This window comes from Thiomonas sp. FB-Cd (genome assembly GCF_000733775.1).
Taxonomy (GTDB): Bacteria; Pseudomonadota; Gammaproteobacteria; order Burkholderiales; family Burkholderiaceae_C; genus Thiomonas_A.
This window is the reverse complement of the sequence record NZ_JPOE01000005.1, coordinates 1,114,264-1,128,445: the sequence shown is the minus strand read 5'-3', so window position 1 is coordinate 1,128,445 and position 14,182 is coordinate 1,114,264. Positions and strand designations below refer to the sequence as shown.

The window sequence follows — 14,182 nt, the reverse complement described above, 5'->3', positions numbered from 1 at the left end:
GGCTAGCATGCGGTACGGTTCGTGCGGGGCAGCTCGCACGCCTTGCCCCTTACTTTTTTCGCTTTGAAGGAGATCTTGCATGAAACTGTATTTCAGTCCCGGCGCGTGTTCGCTGTCCCCGCACATCGTTTTGCACGAGCTCGGCCTGCCGGTGGAAACGGTCAAGGTGGACCTGCGTACGAAAGCAATGGACGGCGGCGGCGATTTCCGCGCCATCAACCCCAAGGGGTATGTGCCGGTCCTGCAACTCGATGACGGCAGCCTTCTCACCGAGGGTCCAGCCATCGTGCAGTACCTGGCCGACCGCAAACCCGAGGCGCATCTGGCCCGGCCAATGGCACCATGGAGCGCTACCGCTTGCAGGAATGGTTGAACTTCATCTCCACCGAGCTGCATAAGCAGTTCAGCCCGCTGTTCAATCCGGACTCAACCGAAGCGCTGAAAGAGGCGCAGAAGAAGCGCCTGAGCGAGCGATTCGATTACATCGCCCAGACCCTGTCCAAGCAAGACTATCTGTTGCCCTCCGGCTTCTCGGTGGCCGATGCCTACTTGTTCACGGTGCTGACGTGGGCTGGCTTTGTCGGTCCAGATCTGGCGCCCTGGCCGGCGTTGCAAGCCTTTATGGCGCGCATGCAGGCCCGCCCCGCGGTGGCGGCCACGCTGGCGGCCGAGCGAAACACCAAGAAGGCCTGAGCCCCCGCAAAGCAACCGGCCATGCGCAAGACCTGGGCGTTGCGTGCATGACGGCCGCTGTTCCTCCCCTCATCGGTGACCCAGCCGCGCACGCCGTGCGCTCGCGCGAGCTGGGCAGCGCCCTGCTCTGGACCACCCAGCCGGTCGCTATCGGAGTGGCCGCGGCGAGCGTGCCGCCGCTGTTGCAGGCCACCATCGCGACGACCTCCGCGTTGCTTTTGGTTTGGCTGTGGACGCGCTGGCACAACGTGGCCGTGTTTGCGCAGGATGACACACTGGCTCCCGGGGCCTGGTTAGGCCTGCTGTTCAGCCTCCGCCTGGGCCTGCTGTACGTCGCCATTGCGCAGGTCCATGCGCCGCTAGCCGTTGTCCTAGGATTCGGCGTGTTGGTGGCCATGCAGGGCGGTTACGCGCTCGTGAGCCGAGGCCCGCGGCGCACCATTCTGATCGGCCTATTACTGGCCATCATGGCCTTGCTCGGCGGGCTTCTTCTGGCAAGGGGCTGGGCCGCGGCGTGCGCGATGGGCGCCGGCTTGGTGTGGGCGGCAGAGGCGCGCCTCACGCGCGATGCGCGCCTCGTGCACTGCGGTGGTGAGAAATTCCTTTTCTATCAGCTCATCGGCGCCGCCGTCACCCTGCCGGTGGCATCCGTTGCGGCGGGGGAGAACTGGCTGCTTGCTCCAAGCAGCGCAGGCTGGGCGGCCCTGGCCGTGCAGGTCGCCGTGGGCGGTCTGGTCTTGCCATTGCTGTGGTTTGCACCAGGTGCGCAGCATCGCCCCCGCCCGCTTGCGGCACTGGCACGGATTGCCCCCGTGGCGACGCTGGCGTTGCAAACCTGGGTCGTTGCCTGGCCTGGCGCGCCGATCGCGGCCGCCAGTGTCTTGCTGTCGCTTGCCGCGTGGCTCACCAGACGCCCGGGATGAACCGCTTGGTGCGGGCGCAGTAGGCGGCGTAATCGGGCCACTTTGTTGCCAGCAGGCGCTCCTCAAGCGCGGCTTTGAAGTTGAGTGCGGCGACCAGAACCACCCACAGGAGGGGTTGTACAGGGCTATGCGCCTGCGCCGCCACCGCAGCCATGCCCAGCAACAGCGCCACGTACATGGGGTGGCGGACCCAGCGGTACGGTCCGCGCGTGACGAGCGTGGCGCCAGCCTTGGGCTCGGGCCGGATATTGAAATTGCCCGGACGGTTGTAGGCGAACACCCAGAGACCCAATGCCACAGCCAGCACGCCAAGCGCGATGGCCGTGGCGTCCCACGCCCAATCGGCTGGCCACGCCAGCATCAAGGCAATGAGCCCAAACTGCGCTGCCACCCATAGGCGAGATTGCGTGCCGACGCTCAAGCGGCGATCTCCTGCGTCGGCAGCGCGTCAGGGCGGCGCTTGAACATGCCCCAGCCCTTCATGCTGAGCACGGACTCGCCGTTTTGATTGCGCATCTCCCATTGCGATTGCACGAGTCCCAGATGCGGTTTGCTGCGCATCGGGCGCGAATCGAGGACAGTCATGCGCAGCGTCAGCGTGTCTCCAGGGTGCACCGGCTTAAGCCAGCGAAGCTCGTCGATACCTGGAGAACCTTGGCTGCTTGTGCGCAGGAGGTAGGCATCACACATCAGGCGCATGGCGACGGAGCAGGTGTGCCAGCCGCTGGCGACCAAGCCGCCAAACAATGAATGGCGAGCTGCCTCTTCGTCCACGTGGAAGGGCTGGGGGTCGAACTGGCGGGCGAAGTCCAGGATGGCTTCGCGGCTGATGGTGGTGCTGCCGCAATCCGTCACGTGGCCTGCGGGAAAGTCTTCCCAGTACAGGGTGTGGTGGCTCGAGGCGGGTGTCGGAGAGGCTGTATCCATGCCGCAATGTTAGGACGAGTGGAGCGGGTCGGGGCGTGCGTCGGAATGCGGCATGCCCCGAAGGGAACACGCATCAGGCACGACGTTCGCATCGGTTGACGAGCAGCCATCTGACGCACCTTGATGCCTGCTTGACTCGTATGTTGCGCTGCAACTATGATTGCCGATGTTTCATATTTTGCCGTATCCCGGCTCAAATCCACCCAATGGACAGTGACAGTTGTCGATCAGTGAAGTGAACGCCTGAAGGCTTTCGACAGCAGACCCTGTTCTTCGCTGCCGCCGCCCTCTGGCTGGCGGTGGTTCCAGAACGAGTTCCTCGTTCTTGTACTCCCCCTCTTCGTGTTGGTTATCGCGTAAGCGTGTTTGCGACGCCTGCGCGCAACTTTTGTTGTGCCGTCTCACACGAACGGAGGAACTGATGTTTGTGCTTCAAAACCTCATCGCCCGCCTGCTGCCGTGCCGTAGCAGGTCAGCGCCGCGTGCCGCAGCCTCCGTTGGCGCGCTTGTCGCAGAACCGGTGCAGATCACCATCATGGATGTGCGCCTGGCCACACTGGGTGTCATCCTGGAGCGTCTTGATCAACGCCAGGCCCGAAACACCCCGACGCGGGGAAGCCGTCCATGAGCACGGATGCCGCGACCCTCGACTCCAAGCTTTGCCCGGACTGCCCCCCCTTGCCGGAGAACCTTGAGCAGCGTTTGCGCGATCGCCTGCATGTGGATGAACTGCGCCGAGGCAAGCAGAACTGGCGCACGCGCCTGGCCCTGGGACTGGCCCTCATCGGGCCCGGTGTGCTGGTCATGCTGGGGGACAACGACGCCGGTGGCGTCGTGACCTACGCGCAGACTGGTGCGACTTTCGGATTGGGCATTTTTCTGCCCATGATGATTCTCTTGGGCTTTGTCGCCTATGTGGTGCAGGAAATGACCGTGCGCTTGGGCGCAGTGACCCGTCGCGGCCATGCTGAACTCATCTGGAAGCGCTACGGCGCCTTTTGGGGGTGGTTCTCACTCATCGACCTGGTGGTCGCCAATGTGCTGACACTGATGACCGAGTTCATCGGCATTCGCCTGGGTGGTCAGGCCCTGGGGCTTTCGCAGTGGCTCACGGTGCCTGCCGCAATGGTTTTCATTACGTATGTCCTGGTGTTTTTACGGTACTGGACCTGGGAGCGGATTTCGCTCTCCATCGCGGTGTTCAACCTGATCTTCGTGCCACTCGCTCTGTTCTCGCATCCGAACTGGCATGCGGTGACCCAAGCCTTCGTCGGCCACGGCTGGATCGTCCCAGGTGGATTTCTGTCCCTCACGTTCTTGATCCTGATCTCGGCCAATATCGGGACAACCATTGCACCCTGGCAGTTGTTCTTCCAGCAATCCTGTGTCGTCGACAAAGGTTTGCTGCCGCAAGACATCCGCGCGGGTCGGCGCGATTTGATGCTCGGCATCATCGGCATGGTGCTGGTCGCCATGGCGATCATCGTTCTGGCCACACAAACGCTGAAAGGTGTGCCCAATGTGCAGAATCTTGATGCCGACATGGTGCTGCGCGCCATTCGCAGCAAACTGGGCGATGGGATGATGGCCTTGTTTGCTTTGGGGCTCATGGAGGCCGGTCTGATCGCCTCCATCGTGATTACCGCCAGCAGTGCCTGGGCGATTGGAGAGGCGTTTGAGATCGACCGCTCAATCAACGCGCCGCCGCGCAAGGCCATGGGGTTCTATCTGCCGGCAATCGTCGGCACGGCCTTGGCGGCTATCGCCGTGATGATCCCTCAGATTCCCCTGGGTTTTCTGAACCTGAGTGTGCAGGTCATTGCCACAGTCTTCATGCCGGCGGCCATGTTGTTCCTGCTCATGTTGCTCAATGACCGCGAACTCATGGGAGACCACGTCAACTCGGCGCGACGCAATGCGGTGTCGATCGCCATCATGGTTGGGCTGATTGTGTGCAATGTCCTGTATGGCATCGCCACCTTGTTTCCCCATGCCCTCGGAGGATGAGTCATGAAGCAACTGCACGAATTCGATCCAGCCGTCATTCGCCGCCTCATCGAAAGCGAAGGCTGGGAGAAGCCTCTGGCGGATGTGCGGCGGGTGCAACTCACACCCCGGCAGCAAGTCGTGTTCTGGGGGCTGCGCATCTATGTGACGGTGATGACGGCCGTGGTCGTCTGGGCCTTCCTGCATGGCGCAACCCGCTGAACACCGCGGCGGCGCGCTTGGTGCGCGCAAGCAGTGAAATGGCCTCCTGCTACTCGATGTTCGCGAAGCGGAGCCCGCGGCCGACTCGCGGCAGCGGCGACCGACGCGAGTCGGCCCATTCGCGACATTCCGCTCGTGTCTCGGCGGGCCGCATTGGTGTCGTTGGCGGTCCATAGATGACCACGGCAGTCGCGGACAACCTATTTGATAGGACTCAAGCTTGTGGGAACAAGATGCTCGCGATCATGTGCAATTCCTGATTTGGCGCGTATGGTACGGTGAGTTTCCCTTTCAACTCGGGGCTCAAAATGCACAGCGCGTACCGGATCACACTGGCATTGCTTGGTGGAGTGATGCTTGCATCTGCGCATGCGCAGATGCAAGCATCGATGCCGCCAAGCACGCAACATGCGGCGTCTCCTGCGGACACGCGACAGAACGTTGACTTTCCCCCTATGCTCAAGCAGAAGACGCTCGCCACCATGCGCATGCATCTTCAAGGGCTGGCAGAAATCCAGCAAGCGCTGGCCGAACATCGTTTCGACGCTGCGGCGCAGATCGCCACGATGAAGCTCGGCATGTCGTCCATGCATGGCGACCAGATGACCGAAGAGGCCCGGTACATGCCGCCCGGCATGCGGCACCTGGGGGCGCAATTGCATCAGCAGGCGGGTGAATTTGCCGTAGCGGCACAGGACGCTGCCGTAACGGGCGATAGCGCCAAGCCCTTGCTTGCACTGTCACGCATGACCCAGACCTGCGTGGCCTGCCACGCGACGTATCGGTTGCACTAGCAATACGTAATGACCTTGTCGTGGATCAAGGCGATGTGCGTGTCGGCGTCGTATTTTGATACGAGACACGTGCAGGAGGGATGGCCATGAAAATCGGATTTGTCGCAGGCGCAGTCGTCGCCTTGAGTTCGTTCCTCGTGGGCTCGGCGCTGGCCGATGCGCCGTCGACGACGATCGCTTATCAGCCGATGATCAGCACGGGGCTGGCTGCGCAGGAGCCATTCGAGGCTTGGTTTGTCTTTGACAAATCCTTCGATCCTTCCGTTCCTGGTTTGGCGATCCCGGCGGGGGCGACCATCCGCTTCACTTTCCCGGAACAGTTCACGCCGAAACCCGGTTTGCCGCTCGGCTCGGTGATGATCCGGTGGACCCAAGGGTCCGTTCCAGCGAAGTTTTCGGTCCAGCAAGATCCTCAGGATCCGCGCGTGATCGCCGTTCACTTCAACGCGGCCGTTCCCGCTGGCGAGAAGGGCAATCCCGGCATCAAGGCCATCCATTTGCGCACACCCGAGATCAACCCCGAAGCGGGCGACTATCCGATCTCGGTCCAATTCGTGGACGCGGGACCTCTTTCGGGGACGACCCACGCGGTCGCGCGCATTACGCCCAAACCTGTGCCAAACATCGCTGTCTATAACCAACTCCATGGCGGGAAGGGTGAGGACTGGCAACGTGTGGGGGCTGGTGAGGAGGCGCCAATTCCCATCGACTTCCTGGCAACCTTGCCTGATCAGCCCCGCGCCTCACTCAGTCTTGCAGAGTCGGCGAATGGCGGGCTCACGATTCTCGCCGATGGCAAACCTGTGGGTTCGATTTCCGCGACCGGTGCGCCCGTCACGCTGACACCGCACCCGTTTGGCCCCGGCTATGCGAGGCTCGGGATCGTCGAGGTGCGAGCCAAGGCGGGCTCCGCGCCCGGCATGGCGCAAATCGTGGCGGAACTCCGTGGCGGTCCGCAATGCGTCATCCACCTCGTGATCCAGTGATCACCACAGGTGGCGCGTTTCGCACGAGATTGCGGTCAATTTGAGATTCGGCGATCACGTAGTGCTCGCGGCCAGACCGGTCGCCAAGACCCACCATGAAAAGCCGATTTATGCCCGTCAGCGCTCGCGCGCTGGCAATCATCGCCGCAGTGGTCGTGCTGCTGGCGCTGTTTGTGTACGGAATCCTGTATGCGGGCCCGTTAGCCCCCGTGGCGGTGACGGTCGTCAAGGTTGAGCGCCAGAGCATCAGACCTGCGCTGTTCGGCATTGGGACGGTTGGGGCGCACTACACCTACCAGATAGGGCCAACAGCGACGGGAAAGCTCGACCGGTTGTTCGTTGATGTCGGCGATTCCGTGCGCGCCGGGCAAGTGCTGGGCAAGATGGACCCGGTCGATCTCGATGACAGAATCGCCGCGCAGCGCGCCGCGCTCAGAGGAGCTGAAGCAGCCGTGCAGACGGCCGAGGTGCAGCGTCGTGACGCCGAGGCGCGCAAGGCTTATGCCGAAGCGCAGGCCCAACGCTATGCACGGTTGCTGCAAGCGCACACCACGAGCGAAGAGACGCTCGCCGCGCAGCAGCAGGCACTCCAGGACGCCTTGGCAGGGCGGGATTCGGCGAGATCCGCCCTGTCCGCAGCGCGGCAGTCGCTTGACAGCAGTCGATCCACGCTCCAAGGACTTCTCGCTCAGCGCAGCAATTTGAATCTGATTGCTCCGGTGGCGGGCGTGGTCACAGCGCGCGATGTCAATCCTGGCAGCACGGTGGTGGCGGGCACGCCTGTCGTTGAGATGCTTGATCCAAAGAGCCTGTGGATCGACGTCCGTTTTGATCAGTTGAACTCGACTGGATTGCGGGCGGGTCTTCCCGTGAAGATCGTGCTGCGCTCCCGTTCCGGACAGACCTACCAGGGTCATGTCCTGTGGGTCGATCCGTTAGCCGATTCAGTAACTGAAGAGACCTTGGCGAAGATCGTGTTCGACCGGATCCCGCAGCCGCTCCCACCGCTCGGGGAATTGGCTGAGGCCACGGTATCCCTGCCGACGCAACCACCCATGCCAGTCATCCCCAATGCCAGCATTCAGCGCATCGACGGGCGAACCGGGGTCTGGCTGGTCCGCGGCGGACGTCTGCGCTACCTGCCAGTCAAGCTGGGCACAAACGACCTGGACGGGCATGTGCAGGTTCTCGAAGGGATCAAGGCAGGCGATCAGATCGTGGAATACAGCCAAAGTACGCTCGGCGCCCATACACGCATCCGGATCGTGCACCAGATACCGGGGGCCCCCTCATGATCAGCTTGGCAGGCCGCGACATTCTGCATTCGCTCGGGAAATTCGTCCTGACCGGCATCGGCCTGGGGTTGCTGATTGGGGTAACGCTCACCATGGCCGGGGTGTATCGTGGCATGGTGGACGATGCTGAGGCACTTCTTGACAACAGTGGGGCTGACCTCTGGGTCGTACAAAAGGACACGCTCGGACCCTACGCAGAGCCATCCAGCCTGAACGATGACACCTGGCGTGGCGTTCGGGCAATGCCCGGTGTTGCTGATGCTGCCGACGTCACTTACCTGACCATGCAGGTGCGTGGAATCGATCAAGGGGGCGGCAGCGATGTGCGCGTCATGGTGGCGGGTATCGCGCCGGGTGAGCCTGGCACGCCCGGTTGGCCGCCCTATCTCGTTGCAGGCCGACAAATTACCCGAAGCCATTATGAGGCGGTCGCGGACATCACGACTGGCTTCAAGCTCGGCGAGGTTGTCCAGACTCGCCGGGAGCGATACACCGTCGTGGGCTTGACCCGCCGCATGGTGTCCTCGGCAGGAGATCCGATGGTTTTCATTCCGCTGCAGGACGCGCAGCAGGCCCAGTTTCTCAAGGATAACGACTCGATCGTGCGCAATCGTGCGCGCACTGCGGAGAATCCCGCTTTCAACCGGCCCGGCGTGCCAGGCCTGCTCAACGCCGTGATCGCCTCGCAAAGCACCAATCCCTATGTCAACGCGGTGCTCGTGCAAATCAGACCCGGTTACACACCCGACGAAGTGGCGACGTCCATTCGCCGCTGGAAGCGGCTGACGGTCTACACCCGCGCACAGATGGAAGCGATCTTGATCAAGAAACTGATTGCCACCGCGTCCAAACAAATTGGCATGTTTCTCGTCATCCTGGCCATCGTCAGCGCGGCGATCGTTGCATTCATCATTTACACCCTCACCATGGGCAAGATCCGCGAGGTTGCTGTGCTCAAGCTCATCGGCACCCGAGACCGCACCATCGCTGCAATGATCATGCAGCAAGCCGTCGGGCTTGGGCTCATCGGGTTCGTGGTCGGCAAGATTGCTGCGACCTACTGGGGACCGCTTTTTCCGAAGTACGTCCTTCTGGAACCCGGGGATACGGCACGCGCCTTTTTCCTTGTCGTGCTCATCTGCGTGCTGGCAAGTTTGCTGGCCATCCGTGTCGCACTCAAGGTTGACCCTGCGGAGGCGATTGGTGGATAAGCCACAGGCTCAGCCCGTGGAACAGGGCGTGCGCATCGAGGGCGTCGCGAAACGCTATGGCAAAGGCGATACCGCTGTCGATGCGCTCAAGGGCGTGAACATGCAAGTCGCTGCAGGAGAGGTGGTGGGTTTGGTTGGTCCTTCGGGATCGGGCAAAAGCACGCTACTCAAGTGCCTTGGTGCCGTGATCGAACCCAGTGCCGGACGCATGACTGTTGGGTCGGCGGTGATTTATGACCAAGGCTGGAAGATCACCGATCTTCGGGCTTTGCGCCGCGACAAAATCGGGTTCATTTTCCAATCCCCCTATCTGATTCCATTTCTGGACGTCACGGACAACGTGGCCCTGTTGCCAATGCTTGCCGGCACCTCCAACACAGAGGCCCGTAAGCGCGCGCATGAACTACTCAAGGCGCTTGATGTCGATCACCGCGCCAATGCCATGCCGCCTGAACTCTCCGGCGGCGAACAACAGCGTGTTTCCATCGCGCGTGCTTTAGTCAATCGGCCCCCTGTCGTTCTTGCGGACGAACCGACGGCACCGCTGGATAGCGAGCGTGCGCTCGCCGTGATGCGCATCCTCAACGAGATGGCCAGTAAATACGCGGCGGCCATCATCGTCGTGACGCATGACGACAAAATCATCCCGACCTTCAAACGCCTTTATCACATTCGCGACGGACGGACCGAAGAGGAAACTGGCGAAGGGAAACCACTCCAATGACGATCGCCTTACCTGCGGTGGGCCTATCGCGCTCCGCGATCAAGTTGCGCCAGGCGTGGATCATGCTTGTTGCCGCTGGGCTCGTTGGCTGCACTACGGGGCCGGATTTCAAGCGTCCTGCACCTCCCGTCGTGCAATCCTACACAGCGGGGAAGCTTCCCGTCGCCTTCGCGTCCTCGCCCACAGCTCTGGGCGATGCACAAGGTGCGGTGCAAGCCCCCAGCGACCATATTTGGTGGCGGCAATTCGGTTCTCGCAAACTTGATGACCTCATCGGGCAGGCGCTTCAATCGAACCCCACGCTGGATGCAGCGCAAGCCACGCTGCGGCAAGCCGAAGAGACCTACGCAGCGCAAGCCGGTACAACGCTGTACCCCGTGGCCAATGCGCAACTCGGTCTACAGCGTCAGCGTATCAGCCCAGCGCAGCAGGGCCAGCTTGGCCCCGAGCGCACGTTCAGTCTCTACAACGCCAGCGTCGGTGTGAGCTACAACCTGGATCTTGCAGGGGGTAACCGTCGCGCGCTCGAAGCCCTAGCGGCGCAGGCGGATTATCAGCGCTACCAACTCAAAGGTGCTCGCCTGACGGTCGCAGCCAATATTGTGACCACCGCCATCACCCAGGCTCAACTTGCAGGGCAAATCGCGGCGAGCGAGGCAATCCTGGCCGCCCAGGCCAGCCAGCTTGACCTGACCCGCCAGAGGTTGGCGCTAGGCAATGCTTCCGAGCCTGATGTACTGGCGCTGCAAACCCAAGTCGAGCAGACGCGCGCCAGTATCGTGCCGCTACGCAACCGACTGGAACAAACCAACCATCTGCTGGCAATTTTGGCTGGTTTGCCGCCAGCAGCCACGGGCTTGCCCCATTTCATCTTGACGGATTTCCACTTGCCGAGGCAACTGCCGCTGAGCGTCCCGTCGGAATTGGTGCGGCAGCGTCCGGACATTCGTGCTTCTGAGGCTTTGCTCCACGTTGCGAGCGCTCAATACGGCGTGGCTGTCTCTCGCCTTTATCCCCAGATCACCCTCAGCGGCAGTCTCGGCTCTCAGGCGCTCACCACTGCGGGTCTGTTCGGCCCTGGTTCACTGGTCTGGGGGCTGGCCGGGCAATTGGCACAGCCGCTATTCAATGCTGGATTGCGACCTGCGGCGCGGGGAGCCGAGGCCGGCTTCGACGCCGCGGCTGCCAACTACAAAGCTACCGTTTTGCAAGCCCTGCGCAATGTGGCCGACGTCTTGCGCGCTCTCGACGATGACGCCCAGTACCTGCAGGCACAGAGCGCTGCCAACATCGCATCCCAGCAATCGCTTGAACTGGTGCAACGCCAATATCGATTGGGAGCGGCGAACTATGTACAACTCCTCGTCGCGCAACAGCAGGCTCAGCAGACCCGCATCAATCTGATCGCTGCGCAGGCGCAGCGACTAGCTGACAGTGCAGCTTTCTATCAGGCTATGGGCAATGGGCCCGCGTAGAGTGTTCATGCCGACGGAATTTTGACCCAGGTCCGATGCCGACTGCGATGCAGTCGGATATGGACAAGTCTGCGCTTTTGAGGGATGGGTCTCCTGCTTTGCGGGTGATGGTTCCTGGGGCAAGCTGCGACGGGCGAATCCCAAAGCGGCTTGCCCCAAGGGCCTGGGCTTCAACGCGTTGACTCGGGTTCGCGCGGATGGACGGGCTCTCCGGCATTGGAGAGTTTCTGCTCCCGGGCCTTGATACCCGTCTTGGCAATTGCCGTGCTGTGGCGGAAGCGAAGCCTCTCGCTGCCCGTCTCCAGAATGTTGCAGTGGAGTGTGAGGCGGTCGAGGCGCGCGATGGTCATCCTTGCCTTGATGGGGCTGGCCCGGGATCGAAACCCTCGGGTGAGCGCAGATCCGCAGGTCGGGCCTCGCGACAGTTTGGGGGATCATGGACCTTCTTCGTCCTGTTTGCGCTCGTTCTCGCCGTGCGCCCGACAATCAACGTCTTGCTTCGCAACAATGCATGGAATCCCTATCCCGATTTCAGCGCACCGGCAGCGCAGACGCGCGATGGCGCGACGACGCAGAGCGGGCGAGCGCAACCTTGACGGCATCGGCCGCGATGAGATACACGACGGCGAGAAGCAGCATCCCGGCGACCAGCGAGGGGCTGATTGCCGCCATCAGCCAGCCCTGGATCGCCAAGACAATGGTCGCGACGACCAGCACCAGCGTGACGCCGTTCAGCCAGCGACTTGGATAAGGCCTGGTCCAGAGAAATCCCCGGGATCGCGTCACGTAGAGGATTCCCTGCGACCCCGCGAACACGATCCACGCAAAGATCAGCGTCTGAGTCCTTGCGGTGTCCAAACCGAAGACGTGCGCTCCAGCCCAGAACACCCCGAAGCACAAGATCAGCAGGGGAATCGAGAGCGCGAGCGCGGTCGTCATCAGCGGGCCGATCGCCCACCGCTCCGGGACCGGCGATGCCGTCACCTGGTCGGTGGCGACCGCCATGGTTGCCACATCCGTGGTGATCATGAGCAGCACGATGAGAAGCGGGCTGAGTACGAAGGCATTCAGCACAAGCACCCCCAGTGCGAGGAACAGCGGCAAGGTGATTTTGCGCGTCATCATCGTGAGGGTGAACGTCTGCAGCCGCCGATAGATGCGGCGGCTCGCGTCGATCGCAGTGACGATCTCGCCCAGGCCGGGCTTGGTCAGCACGAGACTCGCTGCGGCCTTGGCGACGTCGGTTGCGTTGGCCATCGCGATTCCGATGTCGGCCTGCCGCAGTGCGGGCGCGTCGTTCACGCCGTCGCCGGTCATTCCGACCACATGCCCCGCCTTCTGCAGCGCCTTCACGAGCTGAAACTTGTCCTGCGGCAGCACGCGCGCGAACACGGTATAGCGCAGTGCCTCTTCGGGACCCAGGTCTTCGCGGATCGTCCCCGCCGGGGCGACCTCGCCCGTGATCCCGACCTTGGACGCAATCGCCCGCGCGGTCGCTTCGCCGTCACCGGTGACGAGCCGCACGCGTACCCCGCGCCTTTGAAGTTCTGCGATCAGAGTCGCCGAGTCGCCGCGCGGCGGATCGCCGAACGACAGCAGCCCGGCGAGTTCGAGCCGTCCCCCCGCTCCGGCTGCGACGGCGAGAACGCGCGAGCCGTCGGCGGACAGTCGCTCGACCGCACCGCCGATAGGCTCCCACGGCAGTTGCGCCAGGTCGGCTACGGTTCGAGGTTCGCCCTTGACCACGCGCAGCACCTGCTCGCCGTCACGGACCGACGCTTCCGAGCGCTTGGTGTCCGGATCAAAAGGGACGAAGCCCAGGCGCTGCGTCTGCCCCGGGTTGATCCCGCGCTCGCCCGCGGCGCGCAGGATGGCGAGGTCAAGTGGATCCTGCGTGGCATCGTCGCAGGCGATCGCCGCCAGGCGGATCACGTCGTCCGCCGTCGCCGCGACGACCGGCAGCACTTCGCCCACCGTCAGCCGGTTCTCGGTCAGGGTGCCCGTCTTGTCCAGGCACAGCACGTCCATCGCAGCAGCGTCCTCGATCGCCGCCAGGCGAGTGGCGAGAATGCCCTTGTCGGCGAGCATGCGCGCACCCATCGCCGCCGACATGGTGAACATCACGGGCAAGGCCATGGGCACCGACGCCACCAGCAGCATCAGCATGAACGGCAGCGCACCGAGGAGGCTCCGTCCTTCGACGACAGTGACGACCACCACCGCGAATGCGAGCACCACGTCCAGTGCGCCAAGATACCGGGCGACGCCGACGACCAGACCCTCAAGGCGTGGTGGCGCCGCGGCGAGCCGGACCAGCTCGGCGGTCTTGCCGAAATAGGTGCGAATTCCCGTGGCCGAAACCACGCCGGTGGCTTCGCCGCGGCTGACCAAAGATCCTGAATAGGCGGTTCCACCCACTCGGACTTCGACAGGCAGCGACTCTCCCGTCAGCACCGACTGATCGACCAGCAGTTGCCCCTCGGAGAGTGCCACGTCCGCCGGAACGATATCGCCCGCGCGTAAGCGCAGCAGATCGCCGGGAACGAGCTGCGCTGCCGGAATCGGCTGCCAGCGACCATCGCGGCGCACGCGAGCCTGGATCGTCAGGCGCTGGCGCAGCAGCCCGAGCGCCTTCGTTGCGCGGCTTTCCTGGCGGTAGGCGAGAACCGCGTTGAGCAGGAGCAGCACGCCGATGAAAAGCGCCTCGACCCGGCGGCCGAGGATCAGGTCGATTACCAGGGCCAGTTCGAGCATCCAGGGGATCACGCCCCAGAATTTGCGAAGGAAGATGATCAGGGATCGGGGTGCCGCCTCGGCGATCGCATTGGGGCCATACTCCTGCAACCGCGACGCGGCTTCCGGTCTGGTTAGTCCCTGCATCAAACCGCCGAGCGCCCCTTCTTTGGGAGTATCCATGGTCAACATCTCCTATGAACCGGCTGCGTG

14 protein-coding genes and 1 pseudogene are annotated in these 14,182 nt (G+C 62.9%); 11 read left to right on the top strand and 4 right to left on the bottom strand.

Translation table 11 applies throughout. The features are described 5' to 3' along the window. Positions 1–79: 79 nt before the first annotated feature. Positions 80–693 (top strand): annotated as a pseudogene (gstA, locus tag CD04_RS22285) (glutathione transferase GstA). Positions 694–740: 47 nt separating this feature from the next. Next, entirely contained in the window at positions 741–1,616 is an 876-nt protein-coding gene (locus tag CD04_RS0119025; RefSeq protein ID WP_031409666.1) for a hypothetical protein, read from the top strand. On the opposite strand, the gene CD04_RS0119020 is transcribed toward CD04_RS0119025, so the two are convergent. Continuing rightward, positions 1,597–2,037, bottom strand: a complete 441-nt coding sequence (locus CD04_RS0119020; RefSeq protein WP_031409664.1) for an isoprenylcysteine carboxylmethyltransferase family protein — start codon at positions 2,035–2,037, stop codon at positions 1,597–1,599. The two genes, CD04_RS0119025 and CD04_RS0119020, sit on opposite strands and share 20 nt — an antisense overlap. Next, positions 2,034–2,543, bottom strand: a complete 510-nt coding sequence (locus CD04_RS0119015) for a MaoC family dehydratase (RefSeq protein WP_031409663.1) — start codon at positions 2,541–2,543, stop codon at positions 2,034–2,036. The genes CD04_RS0119020 and CD04_RS0119015 overlap by 4 nt, the downstream gene beginning before the upstream one ends. Positions 2,544–2,964: 421 nt before the next feature. Here CD04_RS0119015 and CD04_RS0119010 point away from each other — a divergent pair, with 421 nt between their 5' ends. The 9 genes from CD04_RS0119010 to CD04_RS0118970 all read left to right on the top strand — a co-directional run bounded on the left by CD04_RS0119010 (position 2,965) and on the right by CD04_RS0118970 (position 11,236). Further along, positions 2,965–3,171: a hypothetical protein gene (locus CD04_RS0119010; protein ID WP_031409661.1), complete on the top strand. Its 207-nt coding sequence runs from the start codon at positions 2,965–2,967 to the stop codon at positions 3,169–3,171. Beyond that, positions 3,168–4,550, top strand: a complete 1,383-nt coding sequence (locus CD04_RS0119005; RefSeq protein ID WP_031409659.1) for an NRAMP family divalent metal transporter — start codon at positions 3,168–3,170, stop codon at positions 4,548–4,550. Before CD04_RS0119010 ends, CD04_RS0119005 begins: the two co-directional genes overlap by 4 nt. Before the next feature lie 3 nt (positions 4,551–4,553). Continuing rightward, the gene (locus CD04_RS22280) at positions 4,554–4,751 is read left to right on the top strand and encodes a hypothetical protein (protein WP_038168566.1); all 198 of its coding nucleotides are present in this window, start codon (positions 4,554–4,556) and stop codon (positions 4,749–4,751) included. Between the two features lie 308 nt (positions 4,752–5,059). Beyond that, positions 5,060–5,545 (top strand): hypothetical protein, encoded by a 486-nt coding sequence (locus tag CD04_RS22275; RefSeq protein ID WP_051849436.1) that lies wholly within the window; start codon positions 5,060–5,062, stop codon positions 5,543–5,545. Between the two features lie 86 nt (positions 5,546–5,631). After that, complete coding sequence (locus CD04_RS0118990) at positions 5,632–6,531, top strand: hypothetical protein (protein ID WP_156030344.1); 900 nt, start codon at positions 5,632–5,634, stop codon at positions 6,529–6,531. Positions 6,532–6,626: 95 nt separating this feature from the next. Beyond that, entirely contained in the window at positions 6,627–7,826 is a 1,200-nt protein-coding gene (locus CD04_RS0118985; protein ID WP_031409654.1) for an efflux RND transporter periplasmic adaptor subunit, read from the top strand. After that, positions 7,823–9,037, top strand: coding sequence for an ABC transporter permease (locus CD04_RS0118980; RefSeq protein ID WP_031409652.1), 1,215 nt, complete (start codon positions 7,823–7,825; stop codon positions 9,035–9,037). Before CD04_RS0118985 ends, CD04_RS0118980 begins: the two co-directional genes overlap by 4 nt. A 16-nt stretch (positions 9,038–9,053) precedes the next feature. Then, a complete protein-coding gene (locus tag CD04_RS0118975) occupies positions 9,054–9,761 on the top strand; it encodes an ABC transporter ATP-binding protein (RefSeq protein WP_031409650.1) in 708 nt (235 codons plus the stop codon). Beyond that, positions 9,758–11,236 (top strand): efflux transporter outer membrane subunit, encoded by a 1,479-nt coding sequence (locus CD04_RS0118970; protein WP_051849435.1) that lies wholly within the window; start codon positions 9,758–9,760, stop codon positions 11,234–11,236. The genes CD04_RS0118975 and CD04_RS0118970 overlap by 4 nt, the downstream gene beginning before the upstream one ends. Positions 11,237–11,406: 170 nt before the next feature. Here the strand turns inward: CD04_RS0118970 and CD04_RS0118965 are convergent, their stop codons facing one another. Both CD04_RS0118965 and CD04_RS0118960 read right to left on the bottom strand, forming a co-directional pair. After that, complete coding sequence (locus tag CD04_RS0118965) at positions 11,407–11,586, bottom strand: hypothetical protein (RefSeq protein WP_031409646.1); 180 nt, start codon at positions 11,584–11,586, stop codon at positions 11,407–11,409. Between the two features lie 181 nt (positions 11,587–11,767). Beyond that, entirely contained in the window at positions 11,768–14,152 is a 2,385-nt protein-coding gene (locus CD04_RS0118960; protein WP_197033171.1) for a plasma-membrane proton-efflux P-type ATPase, read from the bottom strand. Positions 14,153–14,182 lie beyond the last annotated feature (30 nt).